Raw genomic sequence first — 20,783 nt, forward strand, 5'->3', positions numbered from 1 at the left:
GCGGTATCGCTATTAACATAATGTAAATTATCAAATCGAAGTCTCTATTTTTGGAATTACGGCCCTTTTCATTTTAAGCCAAACTTGGCCTTAGGCATAACGTTCAAGGGCGTCTCATCATGCTCTTCGACTTCTATGTGTAGTGCTGAGCTGCACCGAGACCTCACGAGCACACTTAAATCGCACGTGTCGGTCATTTCAAAGGAATCAATGCCGCCAGGCCACTGTGATCATCGAATTGTCCCCTGCCACGACGAGGTAGACGCTCCGGTAGCGCTCAAGGCCTGCGATTGCTGGTCCCATATAGCAGGCGTATTTTTTCCAGGTTGCTTTGGTGAAGCTGTATGATCTGCATTCGCCTCCGAGAAACCGCTCCTCGCCAAAGTCGATCAGCGCATCGATGATGAACTGCGGGACACAGCGCTCAGTCTGTCGTAGCTGGCCGTGCCGGGTCGACTGAGCCGCGCCGCGACCGGTGAGAGAGCCCGCGCCAAATGGATTCCTGTTCATGGCGCCCCTCCTTATTCGGTTGCATCGATAAGGAGATCACCGAGGAGCTCTGCAATCTTCTCATCGTGCAGAGCTTTTTGCTCACGCATCCAGCCCAATCTTGCCTCCGCGGCATCTGCACCGCGCAGGTTTTTCGGTAGCCGAGCTAGTTGGACAGCACCTGTCAAGATCGACCTCGCCAGTTCTATATCGCCCTGCGCGAGGACCAATGCCTCCCCATTTCCAACGTCGTAACTCGGGCTGCGCCATACTGGCCACACGTCGAGCGAAGGTGCGTCGTCGCCATCCTGCCGCACCTTCTCCATGCGCCGCTTCAGATGGTCCACGAAGGGGTTGTCGCATTCCTCGTCAAAATCCTGCGGCACGAAGGCATCCTCGATCATGGTACTCTCGAGGACATAGGAGGCGCGAAGATCCCGCTTGCGGATCGAGATCTCCTCCTGGGTCTCTACTTCTTCCGCCTCGCAGTCGTGCAAAAACCTGCCGCCCAAGTGCGAGAAATGGTGGCTCATTTCACCAACGGCGTCACGCCGGGCGCTGAGTTCCGCGAGCCGATTGCTGCGTTCGAGGAGGCTCTCGCGCGCGACAAGGTCGAACAGCAGCGGCGCCAGTTCGAGGATCGTTTCGCGGGTCTCATTGTAGCGCATGGCGACAAGCTCCAGGGCATTCTGCGCTGCGCTCGAGATGCTGAGGTCGAGGGGCGCACGATCATTGAGCAGGCTGCGCGCCTGATCACGCTCGGGAGGTGTGAAAAGGTCTACAGGCTGGCACTTCAGAGTGCTTGCCAGTCTTTTGGCCGTCTCGGTTCGGGTGGCGCCTGCTTTCCCGTTTTCAATTCGGGTGATGGTAGCGCGGCCGACGTGGGCCGCATCGGCCAATGCTTCGGCGGTCAGTCCAGCTTCCTTACGCAGGAAGATCAATTTATCCGGGTTGATGGTGCTCATAACGTCCTCCTGCCTCAATAATGAGCCATTCCGACGCCATAACAACAATCATCTATGCCTCATTTTTGCGGAAAGCAGGGTTACCGCCCCCGAGTCAGCCTGCAGATGGATCACGCAATGAGCCAAAAGATTGGCTTCTTGATCTATTGGGTGATCATATCTCTTCCGCGATTGATCCAATGGCTCATCAGGCGTCAGTCGGTCACATCACGCCAAACTTTCACCGCCAGAAGCCGTCCCGCCTCTGCCCGTACCGGTTGTCATAGTCTTCGCGCTGGTCGTAGGCGCTCTTGCGAATACCCACCTCGACCCGCTGACCGCCGGCATTGCGGATGTGGAGATCGCGCAGATCAATCTTGTTGCGCAGCGCCCAGTCTTTCGCCTCGCGCTCGCTGCCGAAGGTTCCGGCATCTTCGTAATCGAATGCCATTTCATGCTCTCCTTGATGTGGTGATTGACAGTCTGGAAGATTGGATGCGCAGGATCATGCCGATTGCCTCTGGGGCTTGGTCGATCGGGTAGTGGCTGATTGGCGAGCACTGACCCGTGAAGGGTGCAGCTGCGCTGTTTTCCGGAAGACTGTTGCGCACGCAGCCGAAAGCGATCCGGCAACCACTGAGGCCAGGATGGCCAAACCGAGCGCAACCCATTCCGGTCCGGGGAAAGGGCCAGGCTGGACCCCAACCGGCTCAGCGACGCCGGGAGCACCAACCCCTGTTGCCTTGGTGAACCCTTCCGTTACCGGATGCGAAACGAGAGAAATTGGCTCACTTGCAGAACCTGATTCCGCACCGGACATCGCTGGATCTCGTCGTAGCATGACTCTTCTCCTATCGGCTGCGTTCGATGCTGCGTTCGGGCAGGTCGATCTGAGGTACTGACCGCAGGCTGTCCCTTGCCACATTGGGAAGCGGCGCGAGGCTGTCGCCACCGGCGCGCAGGTGTTCGGGGATCTTCGGGCTGAATTCAGCGGACGTGCGCTTCCCCTTGCCCTCATCGACCTGCTTCTCGCCAAGGGTCTCAAGCGCGCTGGTCTTGTCGCCGGGGTTGCGCTCGATCTGACTGAGCAGACGGTCCTTGTCGTTGGTGACGATCGTGATGTCGTCACGCACGCGGGTCATCATCACAAGTGCAAGGCGCTGGTTGGAAAGGTTGCGAGCGGCCGAGTGCATCTCGCCGATCGCCATGTCGCGGGTATCGCCCTGCGCCTGATGCATGTTCAGCGCATAGGCGAGACCCATGCGCTCGAGCATCCGGTCGTTCTGCTTGAGCTCGATGGTGTCGCCTTGGCGGTTCTCGACCATCACGACCCCGTCCTTGATCATCAGAATCCGGGCCTCTTCGGACTTCATCAGGCCGCGAGCGGTGTCCTTTTCGTTCCAGCGGACCTTGTCACCTTCGTAGATCGTCTCCCGGTGCTTCTCTGAAAGTCGCAGGGCATCGCGCTTGTCAGCCGGGTCGATGCTGGAAGGGTCGAAGCGCTTCAGCTTGCCCTGTGCATCGCGTAGCACCACCCTCCCCCGACCATCGGTGCCTTCAACGTCATAGCGCCCGCACGCCAGCCCCCCCGGAGCGTTGGCACGCATGACCTCGAGAACCTGGCCCTTGTCGTAGGTGCTCGCATAGCGCAGCTCTTCGCGTGTCGCGTGGGCCGGTAGCAGTGTCGTCAGCTGCATGCCCTCGCCCTTCAGCGCGCCTTCGGCTTTCAGCCCCTCCTGCACCATCCGGTTGAGCGCGCCGCGTGCATCGCGCCCTGCAGAGTATATCGCGGTGCGCGCCCGATCTTCCGGCGACAGCGCCAGCCAGGTTTGCGCCGTGACCCGAAGATGATCATGCCCCGCCTCGATCACGCGCTCGCCAAGCGAGGCAAAGCTCTCCCTGAACTGGCCAGCCCTCGCAAGGCCAGCGGCTTCCTGCATGTGGGGGGTCCGCTGGCGCAGGCTGGTATCGAGCCGGGCCATGGCCGGATTGTTGGCCTGGATGAGCGCAAACGCTTTGCCCGCCTCGATCGAGAGCAGCTGCGCCTTGTCGCCCACCATGATGACTTTCTCGGCGCCAAGCCGGTTGGCGATGGTGAGAAGGTCATTCATCGGCTTGTTGGCAACGAGCGAGGCTTCATCAAGGATGAGAACCTTGCCTGCGACCGCGTTGCGCGATGCCTCGAACTGCGGCCCTGACCCATGGAGTGCGCCGCGCAAGTGCTGATTGATGAAGGATGAGACCGTCTGCGCTGCGATCCCCGCTTGCAGCACTTCGCCGCCGCGGCCGCGAAGCTGGGTATCGTTCCGGAGGTCGCTTACCATCTTGTTGGCAAAGGCAAGGCCGATCACCTCCCTGCCCTCCTGATGGGAGACGCTGGCGATGGCGGAAATGAGAGTCGTCTTGCCGGCGCCCGCGACCCCCTGGATCACCACCGTGCGGTCGTCACTCCCGAGCGCCAAGGTGCCCGCGGCGATCTGCTCGGCTTTGAGTGGCTTGTCGCCGGCAGCCTCTCGCAGGCGTGCCGGGGCCTCGCCCATCGCAATCATGCCTAGACTGGCCCCCTTCCCTCGCGCCACGTTGTCGAGTGTCGAGCGCTCGATCATCCGGTGTTCGGGCGTGGTATACCGATCAGGTACGCCATCGATCCGGGTGCTTTTGCCTGCGAGCACCTGGCCACTCTCAACGAGCTGCTGCATTCGGGCTTCGACACCTTCGGCGGTCACGCCCTTGAGACCAAGGTCGAGCGCGCTTTTCACGAGCTCGGCTCGCGTCCACGAGGTTTCCCGCTCGCCAATCATGCGGATGGCCGAAGCGGTTGCCATCTCAGTGCGCAGCTGTGTTGGGGTCAGCAGGGTCCGCGCCAGGCCATTAGTCGTGAGTTCGTCAGCCGGACGCGTATAGATTCGGGCATTCGCGCGAATGTCGTTGATCGCCTCGCGCACGCGCTCGGCGGTGCCAAGCTTGGCTTCGGCCGACAGCTGCGAGCGCGACATAGCCTGTTCGGCAAGGGCCTTGGCGTCGAAACCAAGACCTTCCGCGCGCCGCGCCCATTCTGCCTTGAGCGCCTGCTTGTCGTCGGGATTGAGCTTGGGATCGCGGGTCCGCTTGGTGATCTCGCGCATCGCTTCGGTTTCGGTCGGACTGCGACCCAACCTCTCCGCAGTTGCCAGAATGTCCTGACGCCTCTGGCTGAAGGCATCGATGACATCGCGCGGCACACCCTTGATCTCGAACTGGCCGTGCTTGCCGGTAATCTCTGTCTGGTATCCCAGCTTCTCGAGGTTGCTGCGCAGGGCCGCGTTATAGATTGAGCCTAGGACCGAATTGTTCTTCCAGATTTCGCCGTTCCAGAGCGCCTTCCACTTGCCCGCCTTGTCCTGCGTCATCGCGGCTATCACGGCATGGGTGTGGTTCTGCGGGTCGAGTTTGCGGCTCGTATCGTGCTGGAAGAGCGCGTAGACGAGGTTGCCGGTCCTGACCGGTTCGCCATTGCCATTCCGGGAATAGTCCCGCGCTTCTGCGAAGTGCTTTTCCAGATAGGCCATGACAGATTTGACCGCACTGGCTTGCGCCTCCAGAACGCGCTTGTCGCCCCCCAACTGGATCATCAGACTAGCCGACTTCGGCATCGAGAAAGTCAGGTCGATCCCGGCGCGGCGGTTGGCATTGGTATTGACGATGCTCCCGTCGGGAAGCTTGCCGTCGAGCAGCTTCTCGAAGTCGTCCTTCGAGACCTGCCCCTTGAGCCCGAGAGCCTCGGCACCCTTCCCGCCCCACTCGCTGAGCTCAGCCGGGCCATCGCCAACATAGTAGTCATCCTTGGCGAAATAGTTGGCTGCGCCTCCTGCCGATCCCACTGATGCGACCGAGAGCATGTCAGGCCCCTTCCCGAGGCGTTGACTGGAACATCGGACGAGCGGCATCGCCCAGCAGAAGCCAGGCTGGATCGACAGTGAATTTGATGCAGACAAGCGCGACGAGAGTGGCTGGCGGATCCCTGTGACCGCCTTCATAATTCTTGACCGTCTTCACCGCGATTCCAAGGTCCGAGGCGAACTCGCCCTGCGTCTTGGAAAGCGCCGTTCGCAGCGTGCGAAGTCGCAGGCCGAAGGCAACGCAGAATGCCGGTGCCGGCTTCCGGAAAGTGGCGTGAACCGTCATCGTTCCGGCTCCTGATCGTCATCAATCGAAGGCTCTGCGCGGCGCTTGTCCTCGGCGCCGAAGCCATGAATGTTTTCACGCTGGACCTCGCTCTCCTGGCCCGCGTCCCGCGCATCCTTGTCGCGCTGCTGATCGGTGCGATTCTGCGCCCGAGCGGAACGCTCCTCGACATCCTTCAAAGCGAATTGCTGCTTCTCGCGTCTGTCCTTCTCGCCAGACTTGCTGAACTTGAAGGCGCTGTGGGGGTCGTGATCGCGCGTCGGTGGCCCAGCGCTCTCTTCCTCCTTGCGCTGTTCGCGCAAAACTCGTTCAGCCTCTTCGACGGTTCGTTCGACCGATCGCTCGATCTCCTCGCGCAGCCTTTCCGCTTCCTGCTCGGCATCGGTGCGCTCCGCATCGACGGGCTTTTCAGACCGCTGCGGCTGCCTGTCCGGACCGCTCTCCTCACCTGCCCTCATCAGCATCTCTGCGGCTTCCTCGGGCGTTGGAACATAGTCTGCCGCGCGCATATCCGTGACACGCACGAAGCCGGGCGCGCGCGCCTTGTAGTCTTTCCAACTGAGCTCGATCCGGGCTGCCGGAAATCCGTCCGGGAACTTCACAAAGCCGTGCATCGACGGAAGGTTGGAAATGTCGTCCGGGAAGACGAGTTCGGCCACCTGGGTGCGCGGGGTGATCGTCGAAGCGTCCCGGTTGCTGTTGTACCCGTAGGAATAGGCCTCATCCATCTGCCTGACCTCGCGCCGGCCAATAAATTCCGAGCAGCGCTGGGCAGTGGCCGGATCGGCCAGTTTAAGGATCAGCTTGGTGCCAGCGAGAGACGTGAGATGCGTCGCGCCATTCTCCCCGTAAGTGTCCTGCAAGGCACCGAAGGAATGCATTCCCAGAATAAAGGCGCCGCCGACCCCTCTGGCGGTCTGAAGGCCATTCTCGATGGCGGGCAGACGATGGAGCGCATGGACTTCGTCAATGAGAAACCACGTGCGCAGATTGCGGGTCCGACCCATACGAAACAGGGCGTTGACGGCAATGTCCATCCACAAGGTCAGCAGCGGCCGATTGAGCACAAGGTCTGGGTGGGTCGAGGTGATGAAAAGGATCGATCCTTCCTTCACATCCTCGGTCATCCACTTGTTGATGGAGAAGCCGGGTCTGCCCTTCGGTGGCTCGGGCAGGAAGCGGAACACGTTGGCGTTCGCATTGAAGGTTGCCCGGATGGCTTCAGCCATCTTTGCGGCTGATGGCGACATCAACGGCGCCGCGATCGTTCCTTCGAGATAGCGGCTGATTGTCTTGAGGTCGGCGTGCATCAGGAAGTAGGCAAGCCCGCCGTTCGAGCGGATGCCGAGCTTGATCATCTTCATGCACATCTCGACAAAGATTGTGCGAGCCGATTTCTGCCAGAAATCATCGTCCGCATTGCGTCCGCTTGGCACCAGCGCGCTGGCCGCACTCATGAACTCGGCATAGTTTTCGCAATCGTTGAAGATCGACCATGGCTGGCAACGCTGATCCATCGGATTGAGAATGAAGTCTGTGGTCTCGTCGTAGAAGCTCTCGACGAAGGTCCCGGTGAGGTCGAAGATGACACAGCGGTGGCCCCGCGCCCGCGCCTGTGTGACGATTTTCTTGAGCTCGGTTGTCTTGCCTGCGCCAGTGGTGCCGATGAACATCGCGTGGCTCTGCTCGAGGCGCCAAGGGAACGGGACACCAGCCAGCCTGTAGGGTTGGTGAAGTCCGCGGCGAGTGCGGCTCTTGAGGCTCTCCTTAAGAACTGCATCGGGATCCTCTGCCGGAACCCGGGCAAGGCATTCCTTCTGGTGCTCGTTCCAGTTGTACTGCTTGATCGCCGCAATGAGCACATCACGCTCGACCTTGACCGCACCGCGCTCATGGCGCTCGGTGAGAATCTCTGACCCGCGGCGTCGCGAGTAGTCAAAGAACCAGATCGTCAGCGGCACGCAAATGAAGACCGATCCCAGCATGGCTGAGACGGTCACCTGAATGGCCTTTCCCCATGCCGCCATCACGGCGGGATGAAAGGGCACCATATGCATCCGGCCCTGCACCATATCGCCCGACGGGAGGGTCAGGTTGACGGACTTCATGGGGTTCAGTCCGACCCAGTTCCAGAACTCCGCAAGGACCCGCATCAGAACAAGGTTCACCTCATGGTCCTTGAAGGTGATCGCAACGAGCAGGGACAGCAGACAGAGCGTTGTCCCGGCCCATGTGTAAAGAGGGATACGCACCCCTGCCCAGGTCATCAGAATCTGATGGTGAAACAGCTGCGAACCGCGAGTGAAATTGCCGGCATTTCGCTTCACTTTTCCGCGCGCGGAGTCGTGAGTTAGCGTGACGGCTTTCTTGCTGAAACGGATGTCCTCACGCATGGTATTCACGCACGTTGCGCAGAGCCATATCGATGAGCTCGTTGACGTCCTCGGGGTATTGCCGTTCAACCAGAAGCGACAGCGCGAGCTGAGTATGCTCGAGGATCGTCAGAGCGCGTTCGGCATTGAGCGCGATGCCAAGGTTGAGGAGGGGGAGGCCAACGGCAATCGAAGCCCGGATCGCTTCAGCCCGCGAAACACCCTTGCTGGTGGCAAATGCATCCAGCTCACGCAGCACCTCCTCGGACAGACCGATGCCGATGCCTTTGAAGACTTTACCCATGCAAACCTCACAAGGTTATGCATGGCTTGGATACCGCAGCAGTTCTTATACCGTAGCCGAAACGCCATGAAAAGCGCTTTGCGATCCGAAACATATTGCGGCGCTATATGTCTGATTTCACGACCTTTAGACTTTGCCCGTCGGTGCCCGAAACATGTTTCACCGCTCCCCAGGGTTGCTAATTTCCGCCTAAACTCCTGCAATTACACGAGAGTCGTTCCGAAACGCCTTACGGTCAAACCGTGTTCGGTGTGCTTTCTGAGGGACTTGGCGGCTATGTGCTGAGATCAAAGGTTTGGGGGGAGTCGCATGTCGGAGGTGGCATTCCGGAAGGAAGCCAGGCCAAAGGCCAGCGTCACCCGATAGCGGAGACTGCACTGCATCGACGACGATCGGCAGTGCCCGTCTCGAAGCCTCAGTTGCGGGGTGTCATCACGATTGTCCACGAGGGCGCAGAAGCATCAGACAAAAAAACGTCTCGATTTGACCCCACAGATGACTATCATCTGCCAGTCAAACGAGACGCGAGGAATAGGCCTTATGGTGTCAAAGGTTGAACGCGAGCGCGCTGCTTTGGAAGCCGCTGAAAAGGAGCTGGCAGAGCGGAAGAAGAAGCTCGCGGAACTCGAACAGGAAGAGGCGGAAAAGCAGCTGGCCAGGCTGGTGCGAAAGGTGGGGCAGGATCGTGCAATCCAGCTCCTCGAGCTCGCCGTGAAAGTGAAGCCCAAAGCAGCGGTTGATGCTCTGGCAAAGCTGGCGTGAGACGGGCGTAAGAACAGGGGCGTTTGGGTGCGGATTGCCGCACCCGTGAGGCTCAGTATTCGTCGTCCATCTTCCCGGCTGCGGTGTAGACGATGTCGTCGATCAGATGCAGCGGAAGCTCACCATAGTCCCCTTCCTCGATCAGCAGATATGAGCCGTCTCCGACCCGGACCACGTGCACATCGAAGAAGGTGTGATAGGAGCGCCGTTCTGCCTGCATGATCTTCTCATCGAGTGCGATGATGTCGGTATCGATCTGACGGATCGTGGCGGTGTCAGCTTCATAGGCTTCTGCGGTGTAGCACATCGTTGCCTCCTGTCATTGGCGGCTCGTCCGCCATGCCATGAAGCAGCGCTCCGGATGTGCTCGGGTCACCGGAGCGAAGCGGAGGCTTGACCGCAAACTGGTCGAGTGGTGCGGAAGTCCGCTTGCGGACATCCCGGTCGGCCTGTTTGTGGTTGACCCGGGCATGTCCGGAGTGCTCATGGCGATGGTGGTGGACGGGCCATTGGCATGAGGCTGAAGTCGGATTTACACCGCGCCTTGGGAGCGTTGCCACCCTCGCGCAGAGCGCTAGTCCCATGGCATGAGAAAAGGGCACCACGGCTTGAGGCCGGGCACCCTTTCCCCTTGCCGAACGAACGGGAGGCTGTTCGTCGATCGACCTGAAACTGGTTAGCGCTGTGTATTCAGAGACGGGAGCAAGATTGCCATTCAGCGGATGAGCAGTGCTTCACCTGAGAACGCGCTCAGGACGCCCATTCCATTGTTGGAAACTGTTCGCCGCAATCGGTGTATGCAAGGACCGACAGGCTTTCGAAGACGGTCTCGATCTGGGCAATTCGAAAGGCCTCAGCGGTATGCTGATCGCTAAGCAGGGCACGTAGCGCATCCAGCGGGATTTCCCCCTCTGAACCATCGCCCTGCCCCAGTGCCCGCACGACCTTGGCGGCAAGTTCTGATGGCAGCAGGATGTCGCGCGCAAGGGCGATATACTCGGAGACCATGATGGTGATCGGGGAGGGTCCGCCGGGGCAGTGGACACGCAGCGTTCGCCCAAGAAACTGCGCCTCCTCGACAATCGCAATTACCTCGGCTCGCCAGTCAAAGCAGGCGGCAAAGCTTGCGAGGGAAAGAGAGTTCGCGTTGACTTCGAAGTTGAGCGGTGCAGCCGAGAATTCGTGGCTCTCGGTTTCGATGTCGGCATGGCCCGCGTGCAGCCGCCGCATCAAACTTGCGAGCTCGAGCGCGGAGATTTCCGCAGGTTCAGAATGGAGCCGAGTTGTCTTGTCCTTGACCCTGAAAGTGACGAGCATCTTTGCCTCCTGCTGCTGCTCGCCATCTTGCTTTCCCCCTCCTCTTTAGGGGTGAGGACCGGATACTGAGCGGGGCCATTCCCACCGATCTCGGGCCGCCCCTTTGCATGTTCCAATCAGCGCTTAGCATCAGGCACCAGCGGGCTTCCTCCATGACGGGCAAGGGGGGTTCGATGCCCCCTGAGCCCGTGCTCGCACGAAAGAAGAATGGAAGGCCCCGGTCAGAGCCGGAGCCTTCCATAAAGCGCTCATGCGAGGCTGCGTGAGCCTGGCTTGCGCTGATCACTGATGCGCCGGATGTGAAGCGGCACTCCCGCCTGGCGGAGGCGCTGTGCCAAGTTGGACTGGATGCCGGAACCTTCACCGATAATCGCCTCGACCGGCCCCAGCTTCACGATGTCCTCATTGCGCAAGAACGGGGCACGGTTGCCGTGGCGACGATCGGGCATGAAGAGGATGGTTTGCACTCCGTTCCGCTGTGCCCAGGCATTTGCCATGGCATCGACACCCTTGCGCATTCCGGTCGTCCCCAGAACCATCGTTGGGATGCGGGCCTTGATGTCATCGAGGATCTCCCAGATCATCTCGAAGTCATGCCAGTCCTGCTGGCCGCCAGAGACGATCACTAGCGGACCATCGGGCTGGAACTGTGCCCGCCGATCTCTCGCCCGAGCGGCAAGGTAATCCTGTGCCTGGACCTGCGAGGCGGTCACACCATTCTTGCTGACCTGCGACCCGCGCGTGGCTGTGAATACCCGGCCTGTTTCGACCCGGTAGACGTCGGCAGCATGGTCCCGCATTGCCTCGAGGGCTTCTCGGCATCCTTGCAGGGTCTGGCAGAGCGCTTGTGTCTCCTCGAGTTCCACGGCGTAGATCTCCGAAGGATCAAAGTGACGAGCGAGCTCACCCAGCTTCTTGGCGGCATCATCTTCGCGCCCCTCGGCCAGACGGGCGGTCATGTGAAACGAGTTGACCATCCCCCAGGCAAGTTGCTGCGCGAACTCCTCCATGCGCGTGTCTTTGAGGACATCGAAGATCGTTCCGATAGCCATCTCCACGGCGCGGCGCGCCATGTCGGGATCGGGCATTTCAGCTGCGATCGGTTCATCGATGATGCTCAGCTTGGCAAGATCGCTGTGCTCGACAAAGGCACCGTCGTAGGATTCGACGATACCGTCACGGCTGTCGGCGAGTTCGATGCGCGCATTGGCGAGATCAGCGAAGCTGTTGAATTTCTGCATGGGTAGCCTCCGATTGTTGAAATCGTCCCCACATCGGGAACGGCCGACAACCCATCGGTTCGGAGGCGTGCAGTCAGGGACGGCGAGCCATGCTCGCCGCCGCCATGGCGGGCGTGGGGGTGCCGATTTTCTGCGCACTTGCCGCAAGCGCAGCGCAGCAGGCACGTGTGTGGAAAATTGGGGGAACCGCGATCCTTGACGAGCGCCGGAGACCGATATGTTTCGGCAGGTGTTCCCGTGTGTGGAAGAGACGTTCCCGCCCCCGAGCAAGAGACGAAGGCAGGACCGGTCAGGCGCCTCGGCGCCACGCCGGGCCGCCCCTTCGGCCCTGCGCAGGGGTTACAGCGGGAACACCGCCATTCCATTGTGCGCGGATGCAGTGGCAAAGCCGATCGGCCTGAGCAGCCAGCGCTGCTTGATTGCGCTAACCGGCTGCGCGCTTCGTATGAGATGATCCCGAGAGGGATGCAGTTTCGCCGGACTTTTCAACTTGAAGTCGGCCCAGCGACTGTTGTCACGATTCGCCTGTTCGTCTAAAAGATAGCGCGCTCCCGGCAGGAGCATGACGCCCGTCTCCAAGCCAAGCTGTTGATCAGCACTGCCGCGATATCTCACGATCCCTTGCAACATGTTGTTCGGGCTTGAGTGCTGGTGGTTGACGGGCGACGCTACATTTCAAGCCGCGGAGAACAATCATGTCGATTGCTAACGTGCGGCCGTCCAGTCTGGCCAATATCAAACGCCTCGCGAACCAGCGCAAAAAGCGAGATGGCATTCCCTACCGACAGGCCCTCAACTCAGCCGCGCAAAGCGCAGGTTTTGAGAACTACGAGCACGCGCGCATTAGGATGTGCGACAAGTCGTTCCAAGTATTCCTGACCGGTTACTGGGAAGACCAGGAGACGTTCGAGCGGGGTCGGGAATCTCTGCCCGTCAACCTATCGCGGCCGCTCTTGGAACTGGTTTCGAAAGCCGAGCTCAAGCTTGTCGGCGGTCTCGCATCCATGCGCGTGGCTGCATCCGACCATCTCGTGAAAGACATGGTCGGGCCAACACGCGAGTATGTTCGCGACAGCTTGTGCAAGGCAGCGCGAGCTCTGCGGTTCATGGAAATGACCGGTCTACGTCCTTGCGACTACCTCGAAGCTAGCCGCGCCATGGCTGATCTCGATGAGGAATTGCCCGGCAACGACCATTCCAGCTATTGGAAGCTGCCGACCAGCGGACAGTTCATACTCATCGATGAGCCCTATTCGGGGCCGATGGTGAGCGATGAACGGGCAGCGTGGGCAAAGCGAAATGATTGGGATCTCGTCGCTGCAGACTGGCCTGGTCTGTACTTTCCGTATCGCTGCACCCTCTTCGTCGCTTCCAAGCGTACTGAGGACTTCGATTTCCATGCCTTGGTGAGGACCATCAACGCACTGCCCGCTCCAGAAACACCAGAGCACTGGGCCGGGTCATCGATGCCCAATCACGACGTCTTTATCTCGCCGCAAGCGGCAACGCCGCAGGACAAGCGCCGTGCAAAGGCAAAGGGCACCATCGTTGCGCGTCCCTCCCGGCAAACGCGCCCCTATCACCGCGACATGATCGGATACGATCGCAAGCCGAATGGCAGCATGACGCTGGTTCAGCATCAGCTAGCAGGACGTTTGCTGCGTGCGATCTTGCAATCGAACAGCAAGCCCGGAGCGGTGAACTGGCGCGTCGACAAGCTCATGCGCGTACTCGTCGATTGGCTCTACGCCGACGTGCCGCATCAACAACTCAACGCCCTGGATGACCCCATCGACCTCTATTATGGCGACATGTCTCCAGACGATCCGCTGTTCAGCCGTGCCAATTCGCGTAGCGGTGTGGAAAGCCTCCTGATCGAGCTGAAGGGGCTCCTCGAAGGCGCCTATCCGCAATGCGCTCCTCTGCGGAAGCTAACCGGAAGAATCGACACTGCCTTGAAAATCACGCGATCGGGCGTAGGACGAAAAGCCTGAGAGCGCCGCCGCCAGACAGGGTTGGGTCCGCGCGTGCCGAGACGGCGGCATTTGCCGCCGACAAGCGCGCCGCGACCCAACCCGTCAGCGATCGTCACCCGTCTGGGCCGAGACCCTGAAAGGGACTCGGTGGAGCCGGACCGTCGTTGGCTGCCGGACGAAGTCCCGGCGCCAAGGGCGGTTGGCGGAGTAGAGCGCGATCCCGGCCGAAGGCCAGGGGGACGGCAAGCACCTGCTCGTATTTTTCCTGCCCGCCCCCTGTCTTCCTTGACTCCCAATGTTCTTATATTGTTCTAACCAACCATGAGCAGCAAACGTCTGGATACCGTGGCCGATCTGGTTCGCCATGGCCTCAACGCGCAGGTAGAATGTCTCGGCTGCTACCGCGTTGTGATCGTTCCGGCAGCCAAACTACGAGATCAATGCTTTGCCAAATCCATCCCGATGAAGCTGGAAATCGTCGCGCGGCACTTGCGCTGCAACTGCGGTCACCGCGGGACGAAGCTGGACGCCACCGGTGTCCAGCTGTCGCCCCCCTGAAAGGGCTCGGGCGACGCCTGCGCGCCGCCCTGCCGGTCAGATAAACTCGACGTTCTCGGCGATGATCTCGCAGCCATAGCGGTCGTTGCCTTCGGCGTCCTGCCAGCGCGAGTAGTGGATGCGGCCCGTCACGGCGAGCTGGTCACCCTTGGCCTTGTGCTGGCGCAGCGGGAGACCGAGGCCGTTGAAGACGGTGATCTTGTGGAATTCGGCATCCTTGACCGGGTAGCCGGTTTCCGGATCCTTCTGGACCTTGCCGTCGCGGATCACCGGACGTTCAGTCACGAGGATCAGTTCGGTGATGCGGGTGTCGCTGCGGTCGCGGGCAACGGGATCCTTGGCGAGACGGCCGACGAGGTTGACGATGTTCATTGCAAGAGCCTCCTTGGTACCGACGGCTCGTCCGCCGGTGCCCTTGTCGAGCCTCGGCGGGAGAGCTGGGACACCGCGCGCTTCCGCGCGCGGGGAACCTCGGAAATCGAGGTGGTGCGGGCAGCCCGGCTTGCCGGGCAACACGGCTCGCATTTCTGCAGGTTGGCCCTAAGCTCGACCAAAGAGGCATGGGCACTGGTCGGCGGACGTGCTGTTGGCACAGGAGCTTATCGCACGCCTGGACATCAACTTCGCCGCGTACCGGCTTGTTATTGACGATGATGATCACGGGATAATTCGCCCGCCCTTGCCGATCCCGGTGAGCGAGAGGTCCCTCTGCGGCACTGATCCGGAATACCCGACCTCGGCCACCTCCGGCGCCAATCCACAACGCCGGCGTGACTGGCCTGACGTTGATGCACGATCAGACAAGGCTCCAAGGAGCAGGCTGCCTCGGCGTTCCGGAAATCAATCGCGATCGACGGCAGCGGCGCCCCAGGCTCCGATGGCATCGATGATCTTTGCTGTGAACCGCGGTGGGAGTCGTCCGGCAATGTACCCGGGCTGCTTCATCAGGGGTCTGATGTCGAACCCGGGCCAGGTGAACCGGTTGAATTCCGAAACGACAATCGCGCTACCCGGAACGAGCCCGGCTGTGCGTGCGATCTCATCGGGGATGGGGATGGCGTTCTTGCGCCCCTCGCCCTTGGTCGTGATCGCGGCGACCAGATAGCGCGAGCCGTCCACACCCACAACGACGACGAAGCGTTCCTTGACGCCTTCGTCGCGGCCTCGTCTCTGCTCTTCCTCGAAGAGATAGACGTAACGGAGGATATGGCCTGCGGCGGGTCGGTCAGTCTTCCCAGCGGTCATTGGCAAGTTCACTGGCCGAAGGCCGTGCATTGGCAAAAGCCTTGCGGTCGGCTCCGGTCATGTCGGACGAAGCGACAGCTTCGATATTCATGTGGCCGGCGATCACACCGCGTGCCGCCTGTTCAAGATGGCGGAAATACTCGCTATCTGCGATTACATGCCGCTCGCGGCCATGGCTGGTCAGGACGACCGGCTGCTTGGTTGCCAGATCGAGGAACTCGCCGGTGTTGTTGTGAAACCGGGTTAGGGGAACCCTGGGGTGCTCATTCGCCGCCGCTGGCATGGTGGTATCTCCTCTTGGCCTTAAAATAGCAATTATTGCCAAAATAGCAAGATTTCTGTGGCGCCACTCGCCGCGCTAGTCGTCCCCATCTCTCGCCAGCGGCTCAGACAGCCACGGGACGAGGCCCGCATCAATCGCAATGCCCAGTGTCCTTGCGAGGCGGCAGGCTCGAGCGATTGACCCGTCTGGAACATCGAGCGCCCTTTCAATGTGCCCAAGGGTTTCGCCAGCGCCAGGCGCACAGACCGCGTGAAGCTTGCCCGGCTGTGCCGTGATGGCAAAAGGCCAAGTCATCGCGACACCGACAACCCGTTCATCGAGAACAAGCAGGGTGTCACCGGCTGCGATGCTCTCGTCGGTCTGCACGGCGTCGTAGGCATTGCCCGTCGAGGCGAACGCATGGATCCGCCAGACGCTGAAGGCGAAGCGCTCGCTGTCGGTCAGCATGGCAGGCTCGCTTCGGAAAAGGCGCGCTGCGCCGCCTCCGGAAAGGCTGCGGTGAGGTTCCGGTGAAGCGGTCCGGAGGACGCTGGGAAGAATGCGCCGGTGCTGCTCGGCCGTGTGATCCGCAGCGCGCTTGCGACGGCATCCACGACGAAACCCGCAAGCTGATTGCTCGCTGTCAGTTTGCCGAATTCAGGCGGTGCAAACCCGGCCTGATGCCAGAAGGCGAAGCCGGTCTCGAGGGTCTCGAGATAGCTGGCCTGGCTCCCATCGTCCTGTTCGTCGTCGACGCTTGCCTCGACCGTCCGGTAGGTCCCGAAATCATGGGCGTTAGCCTTGATCCGCAGGGTGATCCCGGCGGGCGGAGGCCCGGCGACTGCGATCAGCGCAGCCCTGAAGAGCGTGACTTCCGCGGTATTCACGAGGTCGAAGTTCGGGGTGTGGCCAATCTGCGCGCAGTCTTCGTTCCACGGAGCCCCGCCAAGGTCGAGAGTCCAGCTTGTCTGTGCCATTCAAGCCTCCTTTGCTTGAACGGCACCTCCCCCTTCTCTTTCGCAGGCAGAGCTTCCGCTGCAGGCCGGCTCGGCTTGCAAGCACCGGGCAAAAGAAAAGGCCCGCCCGCGACGAATGCGCGGACGGGCCTTCCCGATGTGACCGGCGCGGGTCGCGGCACCGGTCACGGGGGGCTTGTCCCGGTCAGGCGTCGACGCTCACGCGCGTCTTGCCCTTGGGTGCCGGAGCGGTGCTTTCGCCCAGACCGTCGCCGGTGGCAGCAGCGCTGTCAACGCTGCGGTCGCTGGCCGGTTCGTCGCCGGTGGCAGTCAGTGGCGGCAAGGCGCCTTCACTCTCGCTGCCGAAGCCGTCGAGCGAGGCCTTGGGCTTCGAACGCCGCCAGGCGACGTTGTAGCTGCCGTCGTTCTGCTGGAACATGGCGACCGGGATCGGCGCCGAGAGGCTGGGATCGTCGATCTGGCCCGAGAGGAAGCATTCGCCGGTCTCGTTCGACGAGTATTCCCAGAGCGCGCCGATCTTGACCCAGCTGCGGCGGTCCGCCGAGAGCGCCATGAGGTCGAACTTGGGTGCCCGCTCGTTGGTGGATTCGAAGGCCCGCAGGGCGACGGTCGCGCTGAAGGTGAGGGTGGTGATGCGGCCGATGTGAACGCCTTCTGCGTTGGCCTTGAGGGTGCCGATGTTCATGTCGAAGTTCTCCTGATGCCGTCCGAACCCCTTGTCCGGAACACCTTCTCCCATCCCCCCTCTCCTCCGGGCCCCTGGCCCGGCCCGTGCGCCAGCCACCGCAGGCGCGCGTCATCCTGTCCAGCCCGGAGGGCTGAGGAGTCTCGATAGTTGGATTGGAGCTGAACCAGCCCTGCTCCGAGCCAAGCGCGGTCTGTACCGACCTAAGCTTCGGGCTCGGACCCGTCCTTGATCTGGTTGAGGCGCGCCATGAACGCCTTGGCTTCCAGCTGATTGGGGCCATCGCGCGTGGCGAGGCAGGCCATCCTGTCGATCTCGAGCTGTGCGGCAAGACTTGCCTCGATATGGCAATAGGGCTCGAGCGCGCGGATTGCGTCAACCGCGCGGGGCAGCTCGCCGAAAGCGGTTCCGACCCATACGAGGTCGATTTCCTCCCCGTCTTCGTCAGGGAGGCTCAGAACCTGCGCGAAATAGGTCTGAAGCGGTCGGTCCCATCCGACATAGGCACTGGCAGCTGCAATCCCATCACGAAGCGGTACTTTGTGCCTGCTCATGCGCTCGTTACCTCCCCACCATTTACCTGGCCTATGCCCCGCGACGCAGTGACGTGTCCGCCCCTGAACTGATCAGTAGTCCGCTGGCCGCATCAGCGTGATGACGCGCCGTGTCATCGCTGGATTGGCCGGATCGTCTGACCCGAATGCCGGTTCGGTGTCGTAATAATCAACTTTCATCAGCACCTTGATGCCATCGACATCCATGCTTGCAAAGTCTCGCTCGGGCGAATCCGGGGCGAAGGTGCAATGGCGCAGAGCGGCCATCAACCGAGCCTGGGCCATCATGTTGTCCGCCACGGTGTTGCCGCCGAGTTCTGCAAGCAGCCCGGAGGTCATGACGATGCGGGCCGTTCGGTCACGGCCCTGGCGCGCGGCATCATTGAGCAGCGCGATGCGCTCGGTACGCTGCCGCGCGCAAGTGAGGTCGGATGTGTCATGCATTGGAGGTATCCTCCTGATCCAAGAGATGACGAGCGGACAACCGGACGGCCTCGCGGGACTCAGCCCGCAGGCTGAAAAGCGGAAAGCTGAACATTGATCGCGGTCCCGGCAGCGACGGTAATGGCAACCTGCCGGTCCTTGGGAATGACCCAGAGGATGCCGGCAAGCGTGTCGCGGATACGCGCCGCAATGGCCTCGTCCTCGCCGAGCAGCACCCGGGCCGCGAGCTCGCGCGCATCGCGCAAGAAGTGCTCGTGCTGGGTGTCCCAGGAGTCGGCCTCGCTGTCGTCGCTCGCGCAGAAACAGACGTTCTCGATCAGATCGACCAGCGTTTCAGGAGTCAGCGCCGGACCCGGAACATAGGCAATGCGGATCTGGTCGATGCCGCTGTACCAGCCATCCTCGCCGACGACGAAGGCTACATCTGCCGGGATCCGTTCCTCGCGCTGCGTTTCGCTGGCGCGGTGGAAGACGCAGAACCTCAGCTCGATCGTCTCGGCACGAACATGGTCATCGAGCGGGGGGAAGCTGCCGTTTTCGGCGATGACGTGATCGCGCTCTCCGGCTGCAACATAGAAGCGCACGTTGCCGAGCTGATGCAGCGCGTCATACCAACCATAGCCAGCGTATGCGGGATGGTTCTCGACGAGGTGCGGGCGCAAGGGGTGGTCGCGCAGCGCGCGCTCCAGTCCCTGGGCAATATCGGGCTCAAGATCCGCGACAAGGATCGTGTCTCCACCTGCTGCGATTTCCTCATACTCGACATTGACGTTGTCGCTCTCCGCAATGGCAGCATGCCAGCGGGGCAGGCAGGGGTCGGCCTCCGGCAGGGCAACCCCAAGATCGCACGCTTCCTTCCAGTTCTCGAAGGAAAGCCGGTGCTGGCCTCTGTGCGCCAGCGCGGCATAGATCGTGCGCCTGCAGGCCGCCTGCAGCGCCGCAAACGCGGGATTCTCGACGAATTCCTTGCGCGCTGGGAGCACAAGGGCAAGGCCCGGGGTGGCCCCGATATCGAGCCGGGCATGGTATGTTTTGCCGCCAAGGCTCTCCGAGACGCTGGCAAGCTTGCGGGTGAGCACCATCCCATAGAAGTTCGCGGTGGGGTCCTGGTGGTATTCGCGCCCTTCGAACACGCCGATCTGGCTGCCGTTCCACTCGGCGATGTAGATTGCTTTGGCGAGAAAGTCCTCGCGTGGCATTTCCGTGCCATTGAAGAACACCGGCAGCGGGTAGAACTTCGCGACCTCGCGCAGAATCCGCTCGGTGGTCTGCTCGCTCACGCCGGGCATCAGGAAGCTGATTGTCGTCCCGACGGGGCGAGCAAGGGGCTGCACGGCAATGTCCTGCGCACCGGTCCAGCCATCCGCTGGGACATGGACCGACCATCCGATGTCGGCATCGGTATGACGCGAGCTGATCCGGGTTTCCTTGCCCGCCAGGCTGAAGACACCCATGCCTGCCGGGTCTTCGGCCTCATGGATGTGCTGGCTCCAGCCCGAATCCCCCAGCGCAATCATGGTCTGCGGATGGGCGACTCCGGTTCCATCATCGACAAGGGTCAGGCGCGCTGAGTCCTGATCCGCGCAGCAGGCGATATCGATCCGGGAAGCGCCCGCGCGGCGACTGTTCTGGAGGAGCTCGCCGAGGATATCGCCGATGGTGCCATTGAAGAGGCGCGTGACTTTGGTGATCGTCTTCGGGCTGACGCTGGGTCGAATAACTGTCGGGTGCATGACAAGGGGTCCTTCATCGCACTGTTTCGCCCTTCCCCTCCCCCTTCCCTTCAGAACAGCGGATTGATGCCTGGCCGGAGCCCGGCTGCCTTGGCCTGCTCTTCAGCCAACGCGCTTGGGTCGCAGGGCTTCAGGAATCGGGATGATGTCGTGCGCCGTATCACGCAGCGCTGTAACCTCGCCGCGCGCGGCGTAGAGGTCCTTGGCGATGAGCGCGCAAACCTCGGCCTCGCCATAGGTTGGGCGGCCAAGGTGATCGACGCGCTCGACTTGCCGGGCAATCACGCCGACTTTGCCTTCCGGCACCCACTCGGCCCAATCGCCCCAGGCGCTGGTCACGCAGAATTCGCCGATCGCGGCCATATAGGCCTTGCGCGTCCGCAGGATCGCAGAGGAATTCTCCTCTATGGCCTCGCCGGTGAAGGCGCTGAAGCGGTCCGGGTGCCAACATCGGGTAGTATCGCGGGCAAGCTGCAGGAAGCCCACAGAGCAGGAGCCCTGTCCTTCAAGCTCGCTGGTGAAGGCGAGGATCGGAAGCCCCCAATCGCGATCTTCTTCGTAAGCCCCGCTTTCGATTTGCAGCTCCGCTGGCATGGCGGCCTGTCTCTGATCGGACAGAATGATACCGCCGTGGCTGGCGGTCATAACTGACCATATGCCGGGGGCCAGCTGATCGGCCTGCTGGACGGCGCCCCAGATGGAAGTGGAGGGACGCGGTGATGGGGCAAAACATGGCATGAGCGGACTCTCCTGTTG

The 20,783-nt window shown here is 61.5% G+C and carries 24 protein-coding genes; 3 read left to right on the top strand and 21 right to left on the bottom strand.

Annotated elements, in window-relative coordinates; translation table 11 throughout:
- Window positions 1–207: 207 nt before the first annotated feature.
- From H926_RS0105915 to H926_RS0105945, 7 genes are all read right to left on the bottom strand, one after another.
- Window positions 208–510, bottom strand: a complete 303-nt coding sequence (locus tag H926_RS0105915) for a hypothetical protein (RefSeq protein WP_022675490.1) — start codon at window positions 508–510, stop codon at window positions 208–210.
- A gap of 11 nt (window positions 511–521) precedes the next feature.
- Window positions 522–1,454, bottom strand: a complete 933-nt coding sequence (locus H926_RS0105920; RefSeq protein WP_148291650.1) for a helix-turn-helix transcriptional regulator — start codon at window positions 1,452–1,454, stop codon at window positions 522–524.
- 220 nt (window positions 1,455–1,674) lie between these two features.
- Window positions 1,675–1,884: a hypothetical protein gene (locus H926_RS0105925; protein ID WP_022675492.1), complete on the bottom strand. Its 210-nt coding sequence runs from the start codon at window positions 1,882–1,884 to the stop codon at window positions 1,675–1,677.
- A 400-nt stretch (window positions 1,885–2,284) separates the two neighbouring features.
- Window positions 2,285–5,311, bottom strand: coding sequence for a MobF family relaxase (gene mobF / locus H926_RS0105930; protein ID WP_022675493.1), 3,027 nt, complete (start codon window positions 5,309–5,311; stop codon window positions 2,285–2,287).
- A gap of 1 nt (window position 5,312) precedes the next feature.
- Window positions 5,313–5,597 carry a helix-turn-helix domain-containing protein gene (locus tag H926_RS25885; protein ID WP_022675494.1) on the bottom strand — a complete coding sequence of 95 codons (285 nt, stop codon included), beginning with the start codon at window positions 5,595–5,597 and terminating at the stop codon, window positions 5,313–5,315.
- A complete protein-coding gene (locus tag H926_RS25890) occupies window positions 5,594–7,990 on the bottom strand; it encodes a type IV secretion system DNA-binding domain-containing protein (protein ID WP_022675495.1) in 2,397 nt (798 codons plus the stop codon). Before H926_RS25890 ends, H926_RS25885 begins: the two co-directional genes overlap by 4 nt.
- A complete protein-coding gene (locus H926_RS0105945) occupies window positions 7,983–8,273 on the bottom strand; it encodes a hypothetical protein (protein WP_022675496.1) in 291 nt (96 codons plus the stop codon). The genes H926_RS25890 and H926_RS0105945 overlap by 8 nt, the downstream gene beginning before the upstream one ends.
- 543 nt (window positions 8,274–8,816) lie before the next feature.
- Between H926_RS0105945 and H926_RS0105950 the strand changes: the two genes are divergently transcribed.
- Window positions 8,817–9,035, top strand: a complete 219-nt coding sequence (locus H926_RS0105950; RefSeq protein ID WP_148291652.1) for a hypothetical protein — start codon at window positions 8,817–8,819, stop codon at window positions 9,033–9,035.
- A gap of 52 nt (window positions 9,036–9,087) precedes the next feature.
- Here H926_RS0105950 and H926_RS0105955 read toward each other — a convergent pair whose 3' ends face one another.
- The 4 genes from H926_RS0105955 to H926_RS0105975 all read right to left on the bottom strand — a co-directional run bounded on the left by H926_RS0105955 (window position 9,088) and on the right by H926_RS0105975 (window position 12,223).
- The gene (locus H926_RS0105955) at window positions 9,088–9,342 is read right to left on the bottom strand and encodes a hypothetical protein (protein WP_022675498.1); all 255 of its coding nucleotides are present in this window, start codon (window positions 9,340–9,342) and stop codon (window positions 9,088–9,090) included.
- A 443-nt stretch (window positions 9,343–9,785) separates the two neighbouring features.
- Window positions 9,786–10,352 carry a hypothetical protein gene (locus H926_RS30725; RefSeq protein ID WP_022675500.1) on the bottom strand — a complete coding sequence of 189 codons (567 nt, stop codon included), beginning with the start codon at window positions 10,350–10,352 and terminating at the stop codon, window positions 9,786–9,788.
- A 248-nt stretch (window positions 10,353–10,600) separates the two neighbouring features.
- Window positions 10,601–11,593 carry a DUF2493 domain-containing protein gene (locus H926_RS0105970; RefSeq protein ID WP_022675501.1) on the bottom strand — a complete coding sequence of 331 codons (993 nt, stop codon included), beginning with the start codon at window positions 11,591–11,593 and terminating at the stop codon, window positions 10,601–10,603.
- A gap of 339 nt (window positions 11,594–11,932) precedes the next feature.
- Entirely contained in the window at window positions 11,933–12,223 is a 291-nt protein-coding gene (locus H926_RS0105975; RefSeq protein WP_022675502.1) for a hypothetical protein, read from the bottom strand.
- A gap of 65 nt (window positions 12,224–12,288) precedes the next feature.
- On the opposite strand from H926_RS0105975, the gene H926_RS0105980 reads away from it, so the two are divergent.
- Window positions 12,289–13,587: a DUF5623 domain-containing protein gene (locus tag H926_RS0105980; protein WP_022675503.1), complete on the top strand. Its 1,299-nt coding sequence runs from the start codon at window positions 12,289–12,291 to the stop codon at window positions 13,585–13,587.
- 303 nt (window positions 13,588–13,890) lie between these two features.
- Window positions 13,891–14,127 (top strand): hypothetical protein, encoded by a 237-nt coding sequence (locus H926_RS0105985; RefSeq protein WP_022675504.1) that lies wholly within the window; start codon window positions 13,891–13,893, stop codon window positions 14,125–14,127.
- Between the two features lie 36 nt (window positions 14,128–14,163).
- Here H926_RS0105985 and H926_RS0105990 read toward each other — a convergent pair whose 3' ends face one another.
- From H926_RS0105990 to H926_RS25910, 10 genes are all read right to left on the bottom strand, one after another.
- A complete protein-coding gene (locus H926_RS0105990) occupies window positions 14,164–14,499 on the bottom strand; it encodes a single-stranded DNA-binding protein (protein WP_022675505.1) in 336 nt (111 codons plus the stop codon).
- A 468-nt stretch (window positions 14,500–14,967) separates the two neighbouring features.
- A complete protein-coding gene (locus tag H926_RS0105995) occupies window positions 14,968–15,372 on the bottom strand; it encodes a hypothetical protein (RefSeq protein ID WP_022675506.1) in 405 nt (134 codons plus the stop codon).
- The gene (locus tag H926_RS0106000) at window positions 15,353–15,655 is read right to left on the bottom strand and encodes a hypothetical protein (protein WP_022675507.1); all 303 of its coding nucleotides are present in this window, start codon (window positions 15,653–15,655) and stop codon (window positions 15,353–15,355) included. The genes H926_RS0105995 and H926_RS0106000 overlap by 20 nt, the downstream gene beginning before the upstream one ends.
- Window positions 15,656–15,730: 75 nt before the next feature.
- Complete coding sequence (locus H926_RS0106005) at window positions 15,731–16,102, bottom strand: hypothetical protein (RefSeq protein WP_022675508.1); 372 nt, start codon at window positions 16,100–16,102, stop codon at window positions 15,731–15,733.
- Window positions 16,096–16,611 carry a hypothetical protein gene (locus tag H926_RS0106010; RefSeq protein WP_022675509.1) on the bottom strand — a complete coding sequence of 172 codons (516 nt, stop codon included), beginning with the start codon at window positions 16,609–16,611 and terminating at the stop codon, window positions 16,096–16,098. The genes H926_RS0106005 and H926_RS0106010 overlap by 7 nt, the downstream gene beginning before the upstream one ends.
- A 184-nt stretch (window positions 16,612–16,795) precedes the next feature.
- Entirely contained in the window at window positions 16,796–17,350 is a 555-nt protein-coding gene (locus H926_RS25900) for a DUF736 domain-containing protein (protein WP_202804674.1), read from the bottom strand.
- A 149-nt stretch (window positions 17,351–17,499) separates the two neighbouring features.
- Window positions 17,500–17,850 (bottom strand): hypothetical protein, encoded by a 351-nt coding sequence (locus H926_RS25905; RefSeq protein WP_022675511.1) that lies wholly within the window; start codon window positions 17,848–17,850, stop codon window positions 17,500–17,502.
- 72 nt (window positions 17,851–17,922) lie between these two features.
- Window positions 17,923–18,294, bottom strand: a complete 372-nt coding sequence (locus H926_RS0106025; protein ID WP_022675512.1) for a DUF3768 domain-containing protein — start codon at window positions 18,292–18,294, stop codon at window positions 17,923–17,925.
- Window positions 18,295–18,353: 59 nt separating this feature from the next.
- Entirely contained in the window at window positions 18,354–20,027 is a 1,674-nt protein-coding gene (locus tag H926_RS0106035) for a hypothetical protein (RefSeq protein ID WP_022675513.1), read from the bottom strand.
- Window positions 20,028–20,129: 102 nt separating this feature from the next.
- Window positions 20,130–20,765: a hypothetical protein gene (locus H926_RS25910; RefSeq protein ID WP_371256221.1), complete on the bottom strand. Its 636-nt coding sequence runs from the start codon at window positions 20,763–20,765 to the stop codon at window positions 20,130–20,132.
- Window positions 20,766–20,783 lie beyond the last annotated feature (18 nt).

It is taken from the genome of Novosphingobium sp. B-7, assembly GCF_000410615.1.
GTDB lineage: Bacteria > Pseudomonadota > Alphaproteobacteria > Sphingomonadales > Sphingomonadaceae > Novosphingobium > Novosphingobium capsulatum.